Source organism: Pustulibacterium marinum, from assembly GCF_900116665.1.
In the GTDB taxonomy this organism is placed as follows: Bacteria; Bacteroidota; Bacteroidia; order Flavobacteriales; family Flavobacteriaceae; genus Pustulibacterium; species Pustulibacterium marinum.
The window spans coordinates 977,494-998,759 of record NZ_FPBK01000001.1 but is presented as its reverse complement, the minus strand read 5'-3'; the positions used below and the strand labels follow the sequence as shown (position 1 = coordinate 998,759).

Sequence of the window (21,266 nt, the reverse complement as noted above, 5' to 3'; positions counted from 1 at the left end):
CAAATTTCTCTGGGCTATCCCTCTGTATAAGGTAGATTGCATACGCGTTACGCACCCGTGCGCCGGTCTCAAAATAGCAAGCTATTTCTACCCCTCGACTTGCATGTGTTAGGCCTGCCGCTAGCGTTCATCCTGAGCCAGGATCAAACTCTTCATCGTTAAATCTTAAATAATTTTTAACTATATGAAGCGCATAAACTCTTTATACTCAAAATGGATTTGCTTAAATCTTTGATTTTAAATCTCTTTAAAATCGTGCTGTTAACAATATTTTCAATGAACTTGATTTCTTTATCTTTACCTTCTCTCCGAAAGCGGGTGCAAATATAAGAAGTTTATTTTATAAACTCCAAAACTTTTTTGAAGTTTTTTTTTGGTTTTTTTTCAACCCTAAAATGAATTAAAAAAACACAAACCCTTATCTCACCTGTATTTTAAAGAACTCGCCTTGTTTCTTAAAGCGGGTGCAAAAGTAGATGTTATTTCTAAACTAACAAACTTTTTTGAAGTTTTTTTTTAGTTTCTTTTTTTTAAGACCTAAACCCTAAAAAAAACCACAACACCAACTCTTCAATGAACACCACTTTTCTTCCAAAGCGGGTGCAAATATAAAACCTTTTTAAACCAATCAACAAACTTTTATTTAGATTTTTTGAAAACAAACACCCTTCAATCTACTAACCAGCCTTTTATGGGTGAAATATTTTTTATCAACCCTGTTTGATTATTCATCAAAAGGTTGTCCTCATTACTTCAACATAGGAATATTACCTTAAAAAGAACTTCGTTAAAACAAAAAACAGCCATCAAATGATGACTGTTTTTTGTTTTCTACCCTAAGTAATAGACTAACTAAACAAATTCCAAACCAACCCAAAACGGAAAACAAAATCTCGATACGGATTATTAGGAGCCGAATAATAGTTATAATCTTTACTTATTAACGTATTTATATGTTCTGCTTTAAAAAAGAATCTTGTTTGACGAATTCTAAAATCTAGAAAAACATCGAAAAGCGGATATTCTCCTATTTTGGTTTGATTTTGAATAGAAAATTCTGAAAGCAACGGGTTATACCTATTTGCATAGTACTTAGTGAAATATTTCAACGTAACGCCAGTTTGCATAAAGAGAGCTTTATTGAATACCGGAGTTTCGTAATAGAACGTATTTCTAGTAACTAATTGCGGTACATTTAAAATATCATCATCCTGCACTACCTGTTGATACATTATAGTATTATCCAAAGCAAACTTTCCTACTTTGAACTCTCGCTGCAATTTTACCTTTAAATAATTTATAGTACCAGCATACTGTTTTGGAGCAACTACAGAAATAGAGTCATTATCTACCTCTGAACTTTCTCCTGCTAAATATGTGTAATTATTAAGAATACTATATTCAAAATCTATATTTGCGATCTTTTTCAGTTTGATTGCTGCCCTCAGAGATTTACTCTCTTCCTTTTCAAAAGTATCTACATTGTACCAATTATAATTATAATAATCACTCTGATACATTAAATAATTAAAATTCGGCATTTTGGAATTAGCACTTACTGAAGCCAATAAACTATTATCTTCACCAAAATCATAAGAAGTTTCAGCATAGAATTTAGTACCACCCAACTCCCCAACGATTGTTTGTGCTAAAGAACCGTGCAAATCAAAACCACCTATTTTCTTTCCGTAACTAGCTTGCAAGGCTGTTTCATTTCCTTGGTAATTTCCTGGAATAGTGATTCCATCAATATTGGTAATCGACGTAAAAAGATAATTGTAGTTATAATTAATTACTTTGAACCCTAAGTCTCCAATAATATTATTTGACCATTTTGCAAATGCCTGATTTTCCATTACGCGTAATTTGCTTCGATCTTCTAAATCATCCGATAAATAAGCATCCCCGTAATAATCTGAAGCCTCATCCTGATTATACCTATAGAATTTCGTTTCATAATTAAATCGGTTACCTATACTGATACTATTATAATGGGTACTATCTTTACTATGTACGAGATCATACTGCTGTTGAAGAAAATATCTTTTTCCTACAACACGGTTATCAGCGTCATCTGTAATAACTTCCAGCCTTGATCTATCTTCAAAATCTTCATCCCCAGAGGTGAAATAATCATTATTTAAAATCCCTGTATTTTGTTGGTTGAATATTTTTTGACCTACGAAATGCATTTTTAAATCGTACCTATCATTTTTAGAATGATAGTTGGATGAAAATCTAAAATTACCGGAAGTAGCATCTACATTATCATATTGCCCCAATGAGCGCATTCCTTTATATGCTAAATAAAAGCTCCACTCTTTGGAAGTATTAAAAGCAATGGAAGCATCTAACAATTGTCCTTGTTTGAAGGTTGTTTTAAAAAATAATTCCGTTACTGGAGTCGGAACATGATAATACTTCACGTCCTCCACTTCAAAATAACTAAAATATTTTCCTGTCTCACCCATTTCTGGGAAAAGATCTGTATTGGTATGTAAACTCAATCGATTATAGGTTTGACCTACATTAGAAAATGGAAGTAACTCAAAATCATCTTCCCGAAGATAATTAAACTTATAGTTCTTAAGTATCGTTAGAGAAGTATCTACATAGGTAGTATCGTTCTCCAAAGTATACATTTTATAATCTGTTATCTTATTTGGATTTTTCCATGCAGCCGTGCTGGTTGTATCCACTTTGGTTGAATCACTTGTGTAAAAATTTGATGTTCCTTTGGTTTTCACGTTATTCAACTGTAAATCAGAATTTATTTGTGCGAAACCTATGGTAGTAATGCTAAAAAAAACAATAGCAAAAATGTATTTCATTCTTTCTGTATTTATGGCAAAAGTATATTTTTTAAACGAATATAAGTTTAATTATATTTTGTTAATTCGCATTGCAAACATAATACCAACATGTTAAAAGCCTATCATCATTGTTTATTAGAAGCCGGTACAGACGAAGCCGGTAGAGGTTGCCTAGCCGGACCAGTTACTGCGGCGGCCGTAATTTTAAAGGAAAATTTTATAAATGAAATTTTGACTGATTCTAAGCAACTTTCTGAAAACAAACGTAATTTATTAAAACCTATTATAGAACAAGAAGCTTTATGCTATGGCGTGGTTCACATTTCTCCGGAAGAAATTGATGAAATAAATATATTGAATGCATCGATATTAGGCATGCATCGATCCTTAGAAAAACTTCATACCTCACCAGAATTTATAATTGTTGATGGAAATAAGTTTAAACCATTTTTAGAAATTCCGCATGAATGTATTGTCAAAGGAGATGGTAAATACATGAGTATTGCTGCAGCTTCTGTTTTGGCCAAAACCTACCGGGACGCCTACATGGAAGAAATTCATAAAGAATTTCCAATGTACAACTGGAAGAAAAATAAAGGTTATCCCACAAAAGAACACCGCGCAGCAATTGAAAAATATGGCATTACAAAATACCACAGAAAAAGTTTTCGCCTTCTACCAGAACAACTAAAATTGGAGGTCTAAGCACTTCAATATTTACATTAACTTTGTTCTTAATTATCTTAATCCAATCTTTACATTTTCAAAATATTTTAGCCATATGTATCGAATTTTAGTATTTTTTGTAGCAATTCTATTTACTGCTTGCTCAAGTTCTACTAAAAAGAAGTTAGTAGTCACAGATTATATTTCTAATAATGCCGATTATGTAGTAAAAGTTAATGACGTTACGGCGCTCCTGGGAGAGTTACGAAATAATGAACTTTTGAAAAATACTGAATTGAGCGGTTGCATTCCTGTTTTGAAAAATTTTGAATTTGCAGGTTCCTATACACCTATCTATTTGGTTAAGGAACAAGATGATTTCACAATATTATGGACTTTCCCAAATCAAATTGAGGCAGACAGCACCAACGTAATTGACCTTACAACTTTTCAAACAGAAGAGGTAAAAACGCTCTCATTAAAAAATACAGACTGGTTTGCTGCTACCCAAAACAATATTTTTCTATGCGCCTCGACTAAAAACAAAGTACAAAGTCTTTTAAATACCATCAATGAAAATACAACTATAAAAAAATTCATCAGTATTGTAAATAATGATGTTAGTGCCAATTTATTGGTAAAAAAAGATTCAGAAAATACTTTATTTCAACTTTTCAATTCGCAACTGGGAAATGAAAATTGGAAAGTATTTGACATCAAATCTAACTCCAAAGAGGTACTTCTTTCCGGAGTTGCTCAAAATGAAGAAAAAATAAAGTTTGACATCTTAAAAAATTCTACTCCAGCAATTTCAAGAACACCAACTGTTACCAGCGATAATTTTTCCTATGTAAAAAGCTATATTTTTTCATCCTTTACATATTCGGAATCACTGCCAAAAGTGGATAGTGTTTTTGCTGGTTCCATTGAAGAAATAGGTTTTATAAAAAAAGACACCACAACTGTTGCTGCAGTTTTTGCAACAATACCCGAAAATACCCTTGAATATTGTGTAACTAACAATGTAGCTACTTACAGAGATAAAGAGATTTTCTCAGTTTCCGATTCCGAAGGAATTTCATCTTTCTTTCAAGTTTTTGAGAAAGATTTTAAACCTAAGTTTGTCTCGCTACTTGATGATGCTTTACTTTTTTCCGAAGATCAATCTACACTTGAACAAGAAATAAATGCTGTTTTAAATGGAAAGACACTTGAAAATTCAGCCGATTTTAAAAAAGCAAAAAATAGACTACCAGAAGCTTCGTCTATATTTTCAATAACCAATCTTGAACAAAAGAAAATTTCGGAAGATCTTAAAAATTATTCTTTTGCCATTGAACAGATTGTGGTTGATGCATCTTTTATGCACATCAATCTATTGGCGCTAGAAAATGATGCTCCCAAATATTTGGACGAAATTGGAGAACTCAACAGCATCAAATTGGAAAACCCAATTACTTCTAATCCAAAATTGGTTACCAATTACATTACCAAAGAATTGGAAATAGCTGTTCAAGATGCTAAGAATCAACTTTATTTACTCAATTTAGATGGGAGTATTCTTTGGAAAAAGCAACTAGACAGCCCTATACAAGGAACCATTGAACAAATAGACATTCATGGAAACGGAAGACTTCAATTTGCTTTCACTACCGAGCATAATTTTTACATTATTAATAGAGAAGGGAAAAACATTCGTGATTTCCCTATTCATTTTAATGATAAAATTTCCAACCCTACTGGAATTTTTGATTATGATCTAAACCATAAATACCGATTTCTTATCACTCAAAAAAATCGATTATACATGTTAGATAAAACTGGAAAATCAGTAAATGGTTTCAAATTGAAGAAAACGCTTGGTTCCATTATTTCCACTCCAAAACATATTCGAGTTGGGAAAAAAGATTATATAGTTTTTAAAACTGATGATCAACGCATGCATATCATTAACCGTGTTGGAGAAACAAGAGTATCTGTTTCTGAAAAAATAGATTTCTCTGAAAATGATATTTACTGGTACAACAACCATTTTACTACTACAAATACCGATGGAAATTTGGTAATGGTCTCTCAAAATGGGCAAACCACGGAAACTTCATTACCTCTAAGTACTGACCATAAAATAACCGCTACCACACAAACATTGGTTACGCTATCAGAAAACAATCTCACTATTAAAGGTCATAATATCACGCTAGATTTTGGTATTTATACCGAGCCAAAAATCTATTATCTACATCAAAAAATTTATGTAGCCGTTACTGATAAACAAACGAATCGACTTTTTGTGCTTGACAGCAACGGAGAAATGATTAATGGTTTTCCTGTTTTCGCTAAAGGAATGGCCGATATGAATATCAATACAAAAACAGAAGCCGTTTACCTTACTGCAAAAAGTGGTGGTAACGAATTGGTAGTTTATAAATTACCTCCTCTATTCTAAAAAACAAAAAAGCGACTTCATCTATTGAAGTCGCTCCGAGTTTATATTATTTAATTTTTTCTTCTTAATCGCTACAATGTTCTTTGTACAAGTCTCTAACTTCAGGACCATATTGCTCTGTAAAATCTAATTCCAGAGCTTGGTAAAGATCTTCACATGCCTTTACTTTATCATCCAATTCTAAATACAAAATAGCTCTATTTCGGTAAGCATAGGAATTGTCAGGAAACATTTCTAGCGACTTATTGATATCTATTAAAGCCTCTTCAAACATACCTAACTTAAGCTCACTATAACCACGATTATTATAGGTTAAGGCTACCTCAGGATCTAACTCAATTGATTTATCAAAATATTCTAAAGCTTTTTTATGCTTCCCTAGTTTTTGATAAGTGAAACCCAAATTTGTATATGCAAGAGAAAAATTTTTATCGATCTCTAAGCAGCGTTCCATTAATTCTATAGCCTTTTTACTATCACCGGTTTCTAGGTAAACGTTTGCCAAATCCGATAAAACTCCGATATGATTAGGATCTAGTTTCTCTGCTTCCTTGTAAGCTGTAAAAGCTCCTTTAAAATTGCGATATGACACCCTGACTTCTCCCAACAAAAGCAAACCCTTAATTTTACTTGTAACGTCTTGCGGCAAAGCTAAACCTTTTAAAATGTCATCTTCTCCTTCACTAAACATTCTCATGTAATAGTAAAAACTTCCACGTGTATAATACAAGTCTTTTTCCTCTGGATGTTCGTCTATAGCTTTTGATAAAATATGAAACGCTTTATCTAACTCATTTGCATCAGCAGCGATATAAGCACTATCTACTATTGCTTGAACCCAAGGCGATTCTATTTTTGGTTCCTCTTCCAACTGAGCAAAAACCGGACTGAAACCTATTAAGAAAAAAGTTGTAAAAACAATTACTAGCTTATTCATATAAATAATATCATTTAAATAAAGGCTAAATATAGTGATGTTTTTTAAACCAACCGTTATGGAATTGCCAATGCCTTATATAAATCTAAAGCTGATACAAAATAGGTATTCTTTAGCTCTATGTTTGATATTTTGGCCTTAACCAATTTATTTTCACGTGTATTGATATAAAAAATAGAACTTTCCCCCATCTCAAACAAGCGAACTTCAGCGTCTAACATTTGCTGATAGGAGTTTACCAAATCTGAATTTAATACAATTTGACCTCTATAGGAATTGATTTCATTGTACTTAGCCAGAATTTTATTTTCCAAAGACTTCTGTTGAAATTGTAGCCCGTATTGTGCGTCTTGTAACTTAATCTTAGCCATTTTAAGTGCTGCACGTTCCTTTCGCAGAAAGATTGGAAACGAAAATGTTGCTCCTATTTTATAATCATCCCACTGAAATTCGTTGAAATAATTAGGTTCTGAAAGATAATTATAAGTTAGGTCTAATTTTGGTAAAAGTCCGTTTGCTTTCAACCTTCTATCCACTTCCTGAATTTGAATCTTTGTTGACAATGCATTGATTTTTGGATGATCTTCCACAGAATTCTCCATATTCAACGGATCTATATTCAAAACTTCTAGAATAGCGTCTTCTAATTCATATTCTGGAACCATATTTTCGTCCAACTCTACAGGAATATTATTCTCTGTCCAAAGATAATTGGAAAGTTCAAGCCTACTTTTAATAAGTTTTAATTCTGCCTCGGCCAATTCCAGTTTTCGGGTCTTTACATTAATCCCAGTCTCTACACTATCAATTCTTGGTAGTTCTCCAAGTTCAATTGATTTTCCTACCCAAACCAATCTTTCTTCGGCATTATCTAAAAAACTATCATAAAGCTGTACTTTTTCATAGCTCTGTTTCCAGTTCATGTAAGCAACTGCAGCATCGTACAATACTTCAATAGCTGCTAATGATCTTTCATACTCGCTCAATTGTACATAAAGCTTTCCTTTTTTCAATTCTGCCATACGCTCATTGATCCATAAACCTTGACCAACAGGAACAGTAATTCCCAAAGATGTTAATCCGTCATAAGGAGTTTTATGTTCAGGATTTAAATAATATCCTTCGTTATTATCAAACGCTGCTTTAATTTCTATTCCGTACCAAGTTGGAATTTTAAAAGTTCCATTAAATAACGAATAGTATTGTGTATCATGATAGTCTTTCTCTAGAAAATCTGCTTGAATTTTTGGATCGAATGCTCCACGAGCTTTTAATAATTTAGCTTCAGAATTTGAAAGAATTAAATCTGCCTGTTTCACAAGAGGATGAAATTTTTTCACATGAGCCAAATATTCTTCAAACGTAAATTCATTTGAAAGCTCTTGAGCAAATGTTATGTTTGAAACTCCAAAACAAAGGAGTAGCATTACAATGATTCGTTGTAGCATACTGTACAATATTTTCGAATACGATTTTATTTTTTCTTTTTGGTATCTGCGCTTTTACCTGTAGTTTCAGGAGTATAGAAGTTTGGTGGGAAACCATTTAAAGTTCTCCAAAGTTCAAACCAAATTGGTACCGTATCTAGTAAAGCTAGCGTTTGAGCACCTGCACCAATACTTAATCTTTTTGGCCATTCCTTTTCTTCGGGATCCGGAGCTATTAAAATTCTATATTTTCCGTTGTCACTTATGAAATTTTCTTTGGCTACAATTACCCCTCCAAAAGTTCCGTAGGACACTCCCGGCCATCCACTAAATACAATTGTTGGCCAACCATCAAACCAAATACGAACCTTTTCCCCATTGTGTATTAACGGAAAATTTAATGGATCTACGTAGGTTTCTACAGCAATTTCAAAATTAGCAGGCATCACACTTACAATAGAAGTTCCTTCTTTGATAGTCTCTCCAATACCAGATTTTAATGCCCTGTTTACATAACCGTCCTGAGGTGCAGTAATGTAATAAAATCCATTTCTAATACGGTAATTGTTATACTGTGTTCTCAATTTACTTACCTGAGATTCGGTATCGTACTTTGTACTTATAGCCGTTTGTCTATCACTATTCGCCTTTGCCAACTTCTCAGCATAGTACGCTGTTAATCTAGTAATTTCAACTTCGGCATTGATGAGTTTATTTTGACTAGCTATGTATTTATTTTCCTGAGTAATAATCTTAGCTTGCATTTGTTGAAGTTTCACCCCTTTTTCCTCTACGTATGTCATGGGTTTTAAACCTTCTTTATTCAAATTATAAGCTCGATTGTACTGTGTTTCGGCAATGGTTAATTGTGTTTTAATGGCTTCGAGATCCATACTATCACTTTTTACCTGAAGCTCTGCTTGCCTAAGTTTGTTTTGTGCCTGTTTTAATTTTAGCTTTTTTTCTGCTTGAATAGCTTCAATTTGTAAAGCCAATGCATTTACTTTATCTCCGTAAGAAGCCAAAGCTCCTTCTTTTGCTCGCATTTGATTTTCTGTATTTTCAACCAAATTAGGATCAAAATAGGATTCTTTAATTTCCGAGAGATACATAATGGTATCTCCTTTCTGCACATAATCACCTTCCTTTACATACCACTCTTCTATTCTACCTGCAATAGTAGCATGAATGGTTTGTGGTCTTTGGTTTGGTTTTAGTGTAGTTACATAGCCAGAGCCTTTGATATTCTGGGTCCATGGCAAAAACAAAATAAGAACTACAATGATGGCTACGCCCCAAACTACTTTTCTTATAACCTTATAATGCTTATTATCTGCAAAGATTTGTGTAGACTTATACTTAGATACATCTAAATACTTTGTAATACTGTCGTTTGATATATTCAACATACCTTAAGGTTTTATGCTTTTAACTCTCCTTCTTCAAGAAGAAATCTTTTGTTACACTTTTGTTTCCAATATTCATTTTTAGAAATCACTACTAACGTCCAAGTTTTATCTTCAGCCGTTAAATAATCTATAATTTCATGAGCCGAACTTTCATCTACTTTTTCCAAAGGTTCTTCTAAATACAAGATTTTTGGATTTGATAAAATGCATCTTGCTAAAAGAATTTTTTGAACTACCGATGAGTTTAATTGTTTCCCTTCAGAATGTACGATGGTATCCAAACCGTTTGGCAGCGATTTTATGTAAGGTGTAAGTCTTAAAACTTCAACTACCTTATTCACTTGTTTAATATCTATATTTGGATTCTTACAAGTCATATTTTCAATAATAGTTCCTTCAAAAACATTATCATTGATGGTGATAGTTCCTATGTTTGACCTATATTCATCTATTGGATACTTCTTATAATTGGTATTATTTATAAAAATAGTTCCTCCTGTTGGTTCTATAACCCTGCTTAACAATCTAATTAATGTGGTTTTTCCAGATCCGTTTTCACCTTCGATAATTATTTTATCGCCTTGTTCTATTTTTAAAGAAATATTTTTCAGGATTAAATTTTCTTGATCAGGAAAACGGTAGGAAAGTCTCTCCCCTTCTATACTGAGATCGTCTCCGGCTAAACTATAATCGCTAGCTCCGTTTTGATCTTCAAGATCCATATCTACGACTTTACCTATTTTCTCAAGAGATGTAAGTACATCATAAAACAACTCGATACCAGAAAAAAGTTTTTCTACAGCCGTAACAATAGTTAAAATAATAATCTCTGCAGCTACAAATTGCCCTATATTCATTTGCTGACTTAAAACAAGAATTCCACCTATAATTAAAAGTCCCGCGGTTATTAAAACTTTAAATCCGGTTAACTGAATAAACTGTCTTCTTAAAATGGTAAAGTGACTTTCTCTATGTTCCAAGTAACTATTTACAAGCTCATCGTTTTTATCAAGCGAATGATTAAATAGCTGATTGTTTTTAAAGCTTAGATGATTTCTTGCAATCTCCTGCAACCAGTGCGCAACTTTATATTTATAGTTAGATTCTTCTAAACTTGTTTTTAAACCATTATTGAAATTCACTTTGAATATCAAGTACAATAAAGCTATCAGTAAAATTCCGAAGAAAATAAAAAATGTATGATAAAAGGATAGCAATAAAATTCCGAAGATAATTTGTAAGGCTGCTCCAGAAATATCTAGTAATAATTTGGCAAACCCTTTTTGAACATTTAGTGTATCAAAAAAACGATTGGCCAATTCTGGTGGCGAATAGTTATAAAGCTTACTAAATTTTATTTTTGGAAATCTATATGCAAACTCGAAAGAGGAACGCACAAAAATCTTTTGCTGTAAATTCTCGGTAATTCTGTATTGCATGATACGAAAAGTTCCTACCATTGCAACTCCCGCTACTACAATAATCACAAGAACTACCCAAGAGGTACTCACTTTCCCTGCTTGAAGAAAATTAACAATAGATTGTATACCAAGTGGCAAGGACAAACTAATAATACCTGCTAGAATTGAATATAAAATAATCTGATAAATATCCTTTTTATCTACCCTTAGAAGGTTTTTAAAACGCTGAATTGGTGTCATAGCAATATTTTGTTGATACTTTGAATATAAAATTCGGTTAAGTCTTTATCTTTTTCTGCAAAGTCTGTGATTGTTTGAAAATGTGCTTTCAAATAATGTTGGTGTAATGCTCCTTCTACTATAGAAGATGCTAAACTTTTCACATAAGGATACTCTGGATTCACATCCAACATAAGTTCAGAAAGTTTGCAGATCACATTTTTGTAAACTTTGAAAAATCCTTCTTTGTTTTCTTCGTCCACCTCTTTAGTCAAAAAAGTTTTGGTAAACTCGGCAATGATAATTCTATTTAAAACAGATTCATTGATATAAATAGTTCTATCATCATCCAATACATCTCCTGTAACTACTCGAATGGCTCTGTGCAATTTATCCAATGGATCTTCAATATTATGCACAGCAAAAATCATACGATACTCAACCCAAGACCAATACCATGAGCTCAAATAAAGCATTAATTTATGCTTGTTTTCAAAATAGCGATACACAGAACTTTCATTAGAACCAATGATTTGGCCTAATTTTTTAAATGTAAAAGCTTCAAACCCCACTTCATCAATCAAAAGAATACTATGCTCTAAAATTCTTTTACCTAGATTGGTTGTTTCAGGATCTTTTACAAATAACTTTTCATTAATTACGAGGTGAATGTTTCTTGGTATTGTTTCCATTTCATTTCTAAATCAAACATCAGACACTCAAAAATAATAGTATTACTATTAAATCATAAATGTTTAACATTTATTTTAGAAATTAATTCTATTATAATTAAAAGCGTTACAATTTATAGAAGTGATAATTTGTTCTACTAAAAATTTCTGCCAACACACATAGAACAAGTCTTAAAGAATTAAGGTTTAAATTTCATGTTGCAGAAAGAATACATTGATTGTAAAAATTAAAAGGAAGACGGGAAATGCATGCAAAATAATTCCATAAAAAAACCTCGAGAACTTTTCAGTTTTCGAGGTTTTTAGTGACCGCGGCAGGATTCAAACCTGCAACCTTCTGAGCCGTAATCAGATGCGCTATTCAGTTGCGCCACGCGGCCTTGCTTTTGCGGGTGCAAATATATAACTTTATTCTACACCACAAAAGTTTTTATAAAATTTTATTTAGAAGTGTCTTTTATCGCAATAAAGGTTTCAATTACTTCTTTCTTCAAGATTTTTGAATTTCCAATCTTAATCTTGTCTACAATAATATCAACTGCCATTTGACCTATTTTTTCAGGAAACTGATTGATATAGGAAATTTTTGGATACACCAAACGATTGTATTGCTTGTTTACGTAGCCCAGTAATGAGATTTCTTCTTTAAATTCCTTTCCAATCATACTGATTGCACCACTTGCTAGCATTGTAGAATCTATATCCATCCCAAAAACAGCATCAATCTTTTCAGTCTTCAAAACTTCTAAAAGCATGTTTTGTAAAACACCATTTTCTTGATCCTCTAAGATAGTTCCTTTTACTTCTGGATTGTCTTTTAAGAATTTCTCAAAAGCTTCCTTACGCTTCTTCCCTACACTTAATGCTGGTATGGTAGATGCAAACAAGATACTTCTTGCACCTTTTTCGTATAGATAATCCAATCCGCTGATGATGCTTCCAAAATCGTCCACAGAAACAGAGTCAAAATCTAAATTCTCATCAACACGGTCAAAAACCAATACTGGAGTATTCATATTTTTAACTGCATCAAAATGGGCAAATTTTCTCTTTTTGAATGTTTCTTCAGAAGGGCAAATAATTAAACCGTCTACCAACCCTTTTGAAAGAATTTTTAAACTCTCTTCTTCTTCTTTCAGTTTCTCGTTGGTAAAAAAGGTAACTATTCTATATCCATAACTTTTAGCATGAATCTCGATATTTTTCAATACTGATGCAAAAAATGCATTTTGAATATCTGGTATAATAACCCCAATGGTAAATGTTGCACTATTTTTCAAACTCAATGCAATTTGGTTGGGGGTATAACCACGAAGAGCAGCATATTCTTTTACTTTCTTCTTTGTTTTTTCACTAATTTCCGAGCTGTCATTTAAGGACTTGGACACCGTTGAAAACGAAACTCCCAAATCTCTTGCAATTTCTTTGATAGTAATAGGTTTGTTCATTGAGCTAATTTTAGAACCTAAATATAAAAAATTTTCATTTTTATATTTTTAATTTTAAATTAAAAAAAGGAGATATTTTATTGAATGATTAATATTTAACTAAGGATAAAATAATATTATTAATAAAACCGAATATTTTCAGCATTTAATTCAAAGGCATTTTAAACAATTTCCGCACTCAAACCAGCTTCCAACATAGATGTACAACGTGGTTTTAGGTCATCAAAATCACCAGTTTTAACGGTACATTTTCCGTTATAATGAACTATGAGAGAGCATTGTTCTGCTTGTTCTGGTGTGTGATCACAAGTTCTTATCAAAGTATCGATAACGTGATCAAACGTATTCACTTCATCATTATACAGAACAATCTCATTTTGATTTTTCACTTCTTCCTCAAGTAATAAATCTTCTAAATATTGTTCTTGCGTACTCATTTTCAAATTTTTAGCTAAATTACATATTTTGCTGCAACCCAATTATTTTTTTCAATATTTTCTACAAATTTTAACGCGTTTTCATTACACTTCTCTGTTATAATAGGTAGATCTTCTTGATAAAATCCGCTTAAAAGCAAAACTCCACCTGTATTTAAACACTTGGTATACAATGGAATATCTGCAAGTAAAATATTTCGATTTATATTTGCTATAATAACGTCATAGGTCTGCTTTCTATTGCTTAATAATGAAACATCTCCTTCAAAAACATCTATAAAAGCTACATTATTACGTTCACAATTTTCTATAGAATTTAAATAACACCAATTATCAATATCTATAGCATCCACAGGTTTAGCACCTTTCATTGCTGCTAAAATGGCCAAAACACCTGTTCCACATCCCATATCCAACACTTTTTTACCGGAAAGTTCCATCTGTAATAGATGCTGAATCATCATGTGTGTAGTTTCGTGATGACCTGTTCCAAAACTCATTTTTGGTTCAATTACAATCTCAAACTCCGCATTCGTTTTTTCATGAAACGGAGCTCTTACTGTACACTTTTCATCAACATTAATAGGATGAAAATTTTTCTCCCACTCTTCATTCCAATTCACTTGCTCTACCTCTTCTACTTCGTATGTAATTTGAAATTCATTAGAATTTAAAACGAATACATCAGCTAGAATAGCATCTTGCCAAAATTCCTTTTGGATGTAGGCCGATAAACCTTTATCAGTTTCTACAAAACTTTCAAAACCTAGTTCTGATAATTCAGCAATAAGAATTTCTACTGCCGGCTCTTTTGGCTCCACTGTGAAATGATATCCTATATAAGCGTTGATCATTGATTTTATTTTTTTGCAAAGGTAACAAATAGAAAATCAAACGAAACCAAATGAAATAAATAAAAAAGCGACTCCATTCAAGAAGTCGCTTCATTTTTCTTTAAGTGTATTTTTTTATCCTTCGGTATTTTCATTACCTGATTGGCGAGCCACAATGATATTTTGCAATTTCTGCTGTAATGCTGTGTCCGTTTGAATTACAGTCGCTACTTTCTGGTATCGCTCTAATGTCAATCCATTATCGGTAACTATTTTTTGCATTTTCGCTTCAAATTTTGGTTGCATTTCCATTAAAACACTCATTACAGCTTCGTATGATTTTGTCTCTTCATCGGTTACTTCTGCAGTAGTGTTTGGATCCATTTGCGCTTTTTGAATTTCTTGAAATCTTTGAGGTTCCAATCCATTTTCTTTGATCACCTTAACCATTTCTTGTTGCACATTCTGATTTTCAGTTTGTACTTCCATAAATATGTCTGCAAATTTCTGAAGATCTGAATCTGTTACATTGGTATTTTCCGTTTGTGCCTGAGCTCCTAACATACTTACAAAACTCAAGAACATTACTAATTTTGCTTTAGCTGATTTTAACATAATCTGTTTTTAAAGGTTTATTTTCAATTCTACTATTATAGACGTTTCCATAATATTTTGACCAAGGTAAAAGGATGTTTATGGATGACCAACTAAAAGCAACACCTTAACGCCGATTTAAGTTTTGAGCAAAAAAAAGACGGGTGTACACCCGTCTTTTAACAAATTCTATTTAAAACTATTAAGAAAGTCCTTCTACAATAGCGTTGAAATCCTCTGCTTTTAATGCTGCTCCACCAATAAGACCACCATCAACATCTTCTTTAGAGAAAATTTCTTTAGCGTTTGCAGGCTTTACACTTCCACCGTAAAGGATAGAAACTTCGCTAGCTACAGCATCACCATATTTATCTGCAATTACTTTTCTAACAAAAGCATGAACTTCCTGAGCTTGTTCTGGAGAAGCTGTTTCACCTGTTCCAATTGCCCAAACTGGTTCATAAGCTAGAACGATGCTTTTAAAAGCTTCTGCATCAAAACCAAATAATGCATTTTTGATTTGATTTTCTACAACTTCAAAATGTTTCTCTGCTTTTCTGTCTTCTAATTCTTCACCAAAACAGAAAATAGTACGCATACCGTTTTCTAACACTGCTCCAACTTTTTTAGCAAGTGTTTCATCGGTTTCAGCAAAATATGCTCTTCTTTCAGAGTGTCCTAAAATAACGGTTTTAACACCAACACTTTTCAACATGTCTGCAGAAATTTCTCCGGTATAAGCTCCGTTTTCTGCAAAGTGCATATTTTGTGCTATTACTTCAATTTTATTGTCCTTTAATGCTTCAAAAGCACTATACAAGTTGGTAAAAGTAGGAGCAATCATTACTTCTACTTGAGGATCTTTTATGGTTTCTTTTAATGCAGTGATTAATGTTTCTGTAGCAGAAAGATCGTTATTCATCTTCCAGTTACCTGCAACTATTTTACTTCTCATTGTAAAAATTTTAAATGATTTATGAATTGTTCGTCGTTTGCTTTTATTGCTTTGTAATAGGCTATGTTACCTTCTTTATCAACAATCATGTAGCGTGGAATCCAATCAAGTTCAATATCAGCACAAAATTTACTGGCTTTCCAACCTGCTTGAATGAAATAATGTTCACCTTCTACATTATATTTTTCGATTCCCTTATGCCAGGAATCCTCTACTCTATCTAAGGACAAAAACAAGAATACAGTATCTTCATTACCGTATTCTTCCTGTAATTTCTTAACATTTGGCATTCCTTTGATACAATCTGAACACCAACTGGCCCAAACATCTATTACTACTGTTTTGCCTTTGTATTCATTCAAAATATTTTCAAATGAAATTTGCTTACCATCTAATGTTACCATTTTTTCAGCAAGGGCTTTATCGGAAAATGATGTTTTCTGTGCAGAAAGATTAGCAACTGTAAAGAAGACTAAAATTGCTATTATTTTTTTCATGTAATTCATATTCAATTGGGGGTTTATAATCTAACTTTTGGATCTAACCAAGCATACAGTACATCGACCAAAATATTAATTAAAATAAACATGCATGCTATTACTAAAACAGCTCCCATAATCACTGGCAGATCTGATGTATTTAGAGCGTCTACAATTTCTTTTCCAAGGCCATTCCAGCCAAAAATATACTCTACAAAAACGGCTCCGGCAAGCATACTTGCAAACCAACCTGAAACTGCTGTAACTACCGGATTTAAAGCATTTTTGAGCGCATGTTTACAAATCACTTGAAACGATTTTAATCCTTTTGCTTTTGCTGTACGAATATAATCTAAACTCAGGACTTCTAATAGGGAATTTCGCATTAATTGTATCACAACACCTAAAGGTCGAATTCCTAATGTAAGTGCAGGTAAAATAAGGTTTTTCCATTGCACAGATATTCTCTCTCCAAAATCATCCATTTCATACAAACTTCCTGTCATTTTTAATCCCGTATACTCGTGCAGTACAAAACCAAAAAGCCAAGCAAACAAAATGGCACTAAAGAATGATGGAACACTCATTCCAAAAGTACTTACAACCTGAATTGCTTTATCTATCCAAGTATCTTTTTCCAAGGCAGAAATAATTCCTAGAACAACCCCAATAAACATAGCTACACAAATTGCAGCTATTGCCAAAACAATTGTATTGGGCAAAGTATCCCCAATAACTTCTGAAACGTTTTTTCCTGTTTTTTGAAATGATGTTCTTAAATACGGAAATTTTAATGCTACTGTAGTTTCTCCCATTGAAAACAGCGCTATACCTGTATATTTTTCAGATGAAAAATAGGTGTAATTGGATGACTGATTCCTATGAAAAGATATAGGCGATAAGTCATTCAAATAGTAACCATATTGCGTCGTAAGCGGTTTATCAAAACCATATTTTTTACGAACGATGGCCAATTGTTCACTGCTTTCATTTTGATCTAACATCATGCGAGCAGGGTCGCTTAATAAATTGAACAATAAAAAAATAACCGTTACCACTCCCCACAATGTGAGCAATGCATAACCTATTTTATGTAGTATATATTGTAGCAAATTATAATTCTAACTCATCTGCATCATTGTAATGCAGTTTTTGAACAATGGTTCCTTCATTTAATTTCAACAATCCAGGATTGGAACGTACAATGGTTTTTAAAGTAGTCATATCTGTAAAGTAGAAATCAAAGTTAAAACCATACTTTTCTTTAAAAGGCTGTGCTTGTTCCGGTGAAGAAGAAGTCATAGCAATTACCTTGTAACCTGATTTTAAAGCTTTATCCGTTACATCTTTAATGTTCTGAAGGCCTTCATCTGATGACAATTCTAAATCATACGAAATCATGATGATCAATTTTGGCTCTTGCATCATTTCCTGCGTATAATCTTCACCGTCTCTTTCTATGGTAAAATCATGAATTGGCGGATGATATCCTTCTTCAATCTCTGTAGTTTCAACCCCTAATAATTCTCCATCTACTTTGGGATAATCACCCGTAGTTTTGATGATTTTTTCTTCGCCATTTACATCAAACTTCCAAGCATATTCAAAAACAGCCTCAGGAGCATCTTCGGGCACAATCATTCCTTCGGTAATATTATTTCCAACCTTATAAGGTCTAAAATCTATTATAGGTAAATGTTGTAATACGTAATTTGCCAACACACAACAACCAAGCAGGGATAATAAAGATATTCTGAAAGCAAATTTTTTACTTAAAACAGGTTTAATGTATTTTTTCCCGGCAAATAAAATCAGAATTAAAACGAGCAATACAACATCTTTCCAGAAAGTTCCCCATGGAGAAAGTTTTACAGCATCACCAAAACAACCACAATCGGTAACTTTATTAAAATATGCCGAATAGAATGTTAGAAACGTAAAGAAAACAATCATTAGAAGTAAACTCCAAAGCGTAAACTTTCGTTTAAATCCAACTAAGAGCATTACTCCCAGTAACAATTCAAAAATCACTACAAAAAGAGAAATCCAAAGTGCATATGGTTCTAAAAACGTCAAGTTTAATACGGCTTCGCTAAAATATTCTTGCAATTTAAAAGAGAATCCCATCGGATCTACCAGTTTCACAAAGCCACTGACGATAAATAAAATTCCGACTAGAAATCTACTAATATTGGTTATTATCTTCATAGTTGTTGGTTTAGAGGAGGTTGATTAGTTGGCTGCGGTTTGTTCTTTCATTAAGATCAAAGCAAAAACCGAATAATTGATCATATCTTGGTAGTTGGCATCAATGCCTTCAGATACAATTGTTTTTCCTTTATTATCTTCAATTTGCTTAACTCTCAATAGTTTTTGCAGAATTAAATCGGTCAATGAACTAATTCTCATTTCGCGCCAAGCCTCACCGTAATCATGATTTTTATTCTCCATCAATGTTTTAGTGATTCCAATGTGTTTATCATATAACTCCGCAGCAGTATCAATATCCAAATCTGGCTGATCTACCACTCCTTTTTCAAGTTGAATCAATGCCATGATAGAATAGTTTATGATACCAATAAATTCTGATGATTCATCTTCATCTACTTTTCTCACCTCATTTTCTTGAAGACTACGAATTCTTTGCGCTTTGATAAAAATTTGATCGGTAAGTGAAGGGAGTCTTAAAATACGCCAAGCACATCCATAATCTTTCATTTTATTCATAAATAACTGCCTGCAAATGGCAATTACTTCATCATATTGTTGTGAGGTTTTTTGCATTGTTTCATTCAAATTTCCGTAAATTTCGCTTAAATATTTCAAATGTTCAAAAACAAGGATTGAAAGTTTTAGTTCACTACCCACAACAAAACTTAGTCTTTTAAAAATCAAAACAATACACAAAGTAATGACAATTAATTGTAAAGGAGCACTCATAGATTTTTCCACTCCAAAAGTGATGGGAGTTTTAAACGTAACTCCAGATTCTTTCTTTGATGGCGGAAAACACAATTCTCAAGACGCTATTTTAGAGCAAACGGAAAAAATGATTTCGGAAGGAGCTACTTTTATAGATCTTGGCGCCTACAGTTCGCGTCCCGGAGCTGCAGACGTTTCCGAAAATGAAGAAATTGATCGTCTATTACCTGCTATTGAAATAATTCTGAAAGAATTTCCTAAAGCACTTTTATCCATTGATACTTTTAGAAGTAAAGTTGCCGAAACCTGTGTGAATGCCGGAGCCGCCATCATTAATGACATTGCTGCAGGAGATCTTGATTCTGAAATGTTTGCTACCATAGCTAAGCTGCAAGTTCCTTACATTATGATGCATATGAAAGGAAATCCACAAAATATGCAAGAGAAAACCGGCTATCACAACATTACCAAAGAAGTAAACCTTCATCTATCAGAAAAAGTTAAAAAAGTGAAAGATTTGGGGGTGAATGATATCATAATTGATCCCGGATTTGGTTTTGCAAAAACATTGGAAGAAAATTACGAATTAATGCAGCATCTAGAAATGCTACACATTTTTGACCTTCCCATTTTAGTAGGAATTTCTAGAAAATCAATGATCTATAAATTACTGAAAACTTCAGCCAAAGATGCGCTGAACGGCACTAGCGCTTTAAACACCATTGCACTGCAAAAAGGGGCACAACTATTGCGCGTTCACGATGTAAAAGAAGCCATGGAATGCATTGCCATTTCAGAACAATTAAAAGCGACTGTATCATTATGAAAAAGTACATATTCCTATTTTTAATCGTGAGCTTTATTTCCTGCGGAAATAAAAAAGAAATAGAATTGCCCGAAGTTTCCACGGCTACCAAAACTGATATGTTAGATTACTCGGCAGCTTATTTATTTTTCAATCCTAACGAAAAGGATTCTGTAGAACTCAACCGAAAAAACCTTATTTCTACCACAAATTGGGTTTTGCATGTTGACAAAAGATTAGCTTTAAAACAGGCAATTCCAACGATTAAAATGCTACAAGAAAAAAAGAAAAATAATGAGATGCACAAAAATGAAGATGCCAAGAATTATTTTTCAGTAAACAATAAAGAAATTGAAAACCTATCCTTTATAGACTTCACCGAAACGGAATATTTGGTTGATGATCAGTTTTCTAAATTTTATATTGAAGAACACCATAATGATTATACAAATAAATTCCCAATCACTATTAATTTCAACAAAGAAAACAAAATTACACTGAACGGAACTTCTGCTGAGAGAGGTGAACTCGTAGCTTTTATCAAAGAATTTGCAGACTTTTCTGCTCCAAATAAAGAAACCATTCTCTATCTTAATTTTGACGAGCATTTAACCTTTCAGCAATACATTACAAACCTGCAACTCGCTAAAAAAGCAGCGGGCGATTTGATTACTATTGCTCCCATTCAATTTGTTTATAATGAAGGCAAACTACCAGATTGTGGTTGTACGCTGTAGTTTAAATTTATATTTTTACAAAAAAC

General features: G+C 32.7%; 19 protein-coding genes, 1 tRNA gene and 1 rRNA gene. 4 read left to right on the top strand and 17 right to left on the bottom strand.

Going from position 1 to position 21,266, the window contains the following annotated elements; all coding sequences use genetic code 11:
• Both BM383_RS04555 and BM383_RS04550 read right to left on the bottom strand, forming a co-directional pair.
• A 16S ribosomal RNA gene (locus BM383_RS04555) occupies nucleotides 1–159 on the bottom strand; the annotation flags it as partial.
• A gap of 689 nt (nucleotides 160–848) precedes the next feature.
• Entirely contained in the window at nucleotides 849–2,831 is a 1,983-nt protein-coding gene (locus BM383_RS04550; RefSeq protein WP_093023380.1) for a putative porin, read from the bottom strand.
• Nucleotides 2,832–2,921: 90 nt separating this feature from the next.
• Here BM383_RS04550 and BM383_RS04545 point away from each other — a divergent pair, with 90 nt between their 5' ends.
• Nucleotides 2,922–3,518, top strand: a complete 597-nt coding sequence (locus BM383_RS04545) for a ribonuclease HII (protein WP_093023378.1) — start codon at nucleotides 2,922–2,924, stop codon at nucleotides 3,516–3,518.
• Between the two features lie 76 nt (nucleotides 3,519–3,594).
• Nucleotides 3,595–5,925: a hypothetical protein gene (locus BM383_RS04540; RefSeq protein ID WP_093023376.1), complete on the top strand. Its 2,331-nt coding sequence runs from the start codon at nucleotides 3,595–3,597 to the stop codon at nucleotides 5,923–5,925.
• A 64-nt stretch (nucleotides 5,926–5,989) separates the two neighbouring features.
• Here BM383_RS04540 and BM383_RS04535 read toward each other — a convergent pair whose 3' ends face one another.
• The 15 genes from BM383_RS04535 to BM383_RS04465 all read right to left on the bottom strand — a co-directional run bounded on the left by BM383_RS04535 (nucleotide 5,990) and on the right by BM383_RS04465 (nucleotide 19,560).
• On the bottom strand, nucleotides 5,990–6,862 hold the full coding sequence (locus BM383_RS04535; protein WP_093023374.1) for a tetratricopeptide repeat protein: 873 nt from the start codon (nucleotides 6,860–6,862) through the stop codon (nucleotides 5,990–5,992).
• 56 nt (nucleotides 6,863–6,918) lie between these two features.
• Entirely contained in the window at nucleotides 6,919–8,310 is a 1,392-nt protein-coding gene (locus tag BM383_RS04530; protein WP_093023372.1) for a TolC family protein, read from the bottom strand.
• A gap of 26 nt (nucleotides 8,311–8,336) precedes the next feature.
• Nucleotides 8,337–9,698, bottom strand: coding sequence for an HlyD family secretion protein (locus BM383_RS04525; protein ID WP_093023370.1), 1,362 nt, complete (start codon nucleotides 9,696–9,698; stop codon nucleotides 8,337–8,339).
• Between the two features lie 11 nt (nucleotides 9,699–9,709).
• Nucleotides 9,710–11,359 carry a peptidase domain-containing ABC transporter gene (locus BM383_RS04520; protein ID WP_093023368.1) on the bottom strand — a complete coding sequence of 550 codons (1,650 nt, stop codon included), beginning with the start codon at nucleotides 11,357–11,359 and terminating at the stop codon, nucleotides 9,710–9,712.
• Nucleotides 11,356–12,030, bottom strand: coding sequence for a TetR/AcrR family transcriptional regulator (locus BM383_RS04515; RefSeq protein WP_093023366.1), 675 nt, complete (start codon nucleotides 12,028–12,030; stop codon nucleotides 11,356–11,358). The genes BM383_RS04520 and BM383_RS04515 overlap by 4 nt, the downstream gene beginning before the upstream one ends.
• A gap of 306 nt (nucleotides 12,031–12,336) precedes the next feature.
• A tRNA-Arg gene (locus BM383_RS04510) sits at nucleotides 12,337–12,410 on the bottom strand.
• A gap of 60 nt (nucleotides 12,411–12,470) precedes the next feature.
• Nucleotides 12,471–13,478, bottom strand: a complete 1,008-nt coding sequence (locus BM383_RS04505) for a LacI family DNA-binding transcriptional regulator (RefSeq protein WP_093023365.1) — start codon at nucleotides 13,476–13,478, stop codon at nucleotides 12,471–12,473.
• Between the two features lie 161 nt (nucleotides 13,479–13,639).
• Nucleotides 13,640–13,915 (bottom strand): ATP-dependent Clp protease adaptor ClpS, encoded by a 276-nt coding sequence (locus tag BM383_RS04500; RefSeq protein WP_093023363.1) that lies wholly within the window; start codon nucleotides 13,913–13,915, stop codon nucleotides 13,640–13,642.
• A 14-nt stretch (nucleotides 13,916–13,929) separates the two neighbouring features.
• Nucleotides 13,930–14,769, bottom strand: coding sequence for a 50S ribosomal protein L11 methyltransferase (gene prmA / locus BM383_RS04495; protein ID WP_093023361.1), 840 nt, complete (start codon nucleotides 14,767–14,769; stop codon nucleotides 13,930–13,932).
• A gap of 114 nt (nucleotides 14,770–14,883) precedes the next feature.
• Entirely contained in the window at nucleotides 14,884–15,363 is a 480-nt protein-coding gene (locus BM383_RS04490; protein WP_093023359.1) for a DUF4168 domain-containing protein, read from the bottom strand.
• Between the two features lie 181 nt (nucleotides 15,364–15,544).
• A complete protein-coding gene (gene tpiA, locus BM383_RS04485; protein WP_093023357.1) occupies nucleotides 15,545–16,297 on the bottom strand; it encodes a triose-phosphate isomerase in 753 nt (250 codons plus the stop codon).
• Entirely contained in the window at nucleotides 16,294–16,794 is a 501-nt protein-coding gene (locus tag BM383_RS04480; RefSeq protein WP_093023478.1) for a TlpA family protein disulfide reductase, read from the bottom strand. The genes tpiA and BM383_RS04480 overlap by 4 nt, the downstream gene beginning before the upstream one ends.
• 23 nt (nucleotides 16,795–16,817) lie before the next feature.
• Nucleotides 16,818–17,888 carry an ABC transporter permease gene (locus BM383_RS04475; protein WP_093023355.1) on the bottom strand — a complete coding sequence of 357 codons (1,071 nt, stop codon included), beginning with the start codon at nucleotides 17,886–17,888 and terminating at the stop codon, nucleotides 16,818–16,820.
• 1 nt (nucleotide 17,889) lies between these two features.
• Nucleotides 17,890–18,984, bottom strand: a complete 1,095-nt coding sequence (locus tag BM383_RS04470) for a BT_3928 family protein (protein ID WP_093023353.1) — start codon at nucleotides 18,982–18,984, stop codon at nucleotides 17,890–17,892.
• 24 nt (nucleotides 18,985–19,008) lie between these two features.
• A complete protein-coding gene (locus BM383_RS04465) occupies nucleotides 19,009–19,560 on the bottom strand; it encodes a DUF1599 domain-containing protein (RefSeq protein WP_093023476.1) in 552 nt (183 codons plus the stop codon).
• A 127-nt stretch (nucleotides 19,561–19,687) separates the two neighbouring features.
• Here BM383_RS04465 and folP point away from each other — a divergent pair, with 127 nt between their 5' ends.
• Together folP and BM383_RS04455 are read left to right on the top strand one after the other, a co-directional pair.
• Nucleotides 19,688–20,524, top strand: a complete 837-nt coding sequence (gene folP, locus BM383_RS04460) for a dihydropteroate synthase (protein WP_093023352.1) — start codon at nucleotides 19,688–19,690, stop codon at nucleotides 20,522–20,524.
• Nucleotides 20,521–21,240 (top strand): ExbD/TolR family protein, encoded by a 720-nt coding sequence (locus tag BM383_RS04455; protein ID WP_093023350.1) that lies wholly within the window; start codon nucleotides 20,521–20,523, stop codon nucleotides 21,238–21,240. Before folP ends, BM383_RS04455 begins: the two co-directional genes overlap by 4 nt.
• The last annotated feature ends 26 nt before the right edge of the window (nucleotides 21,241–21,266 follow it).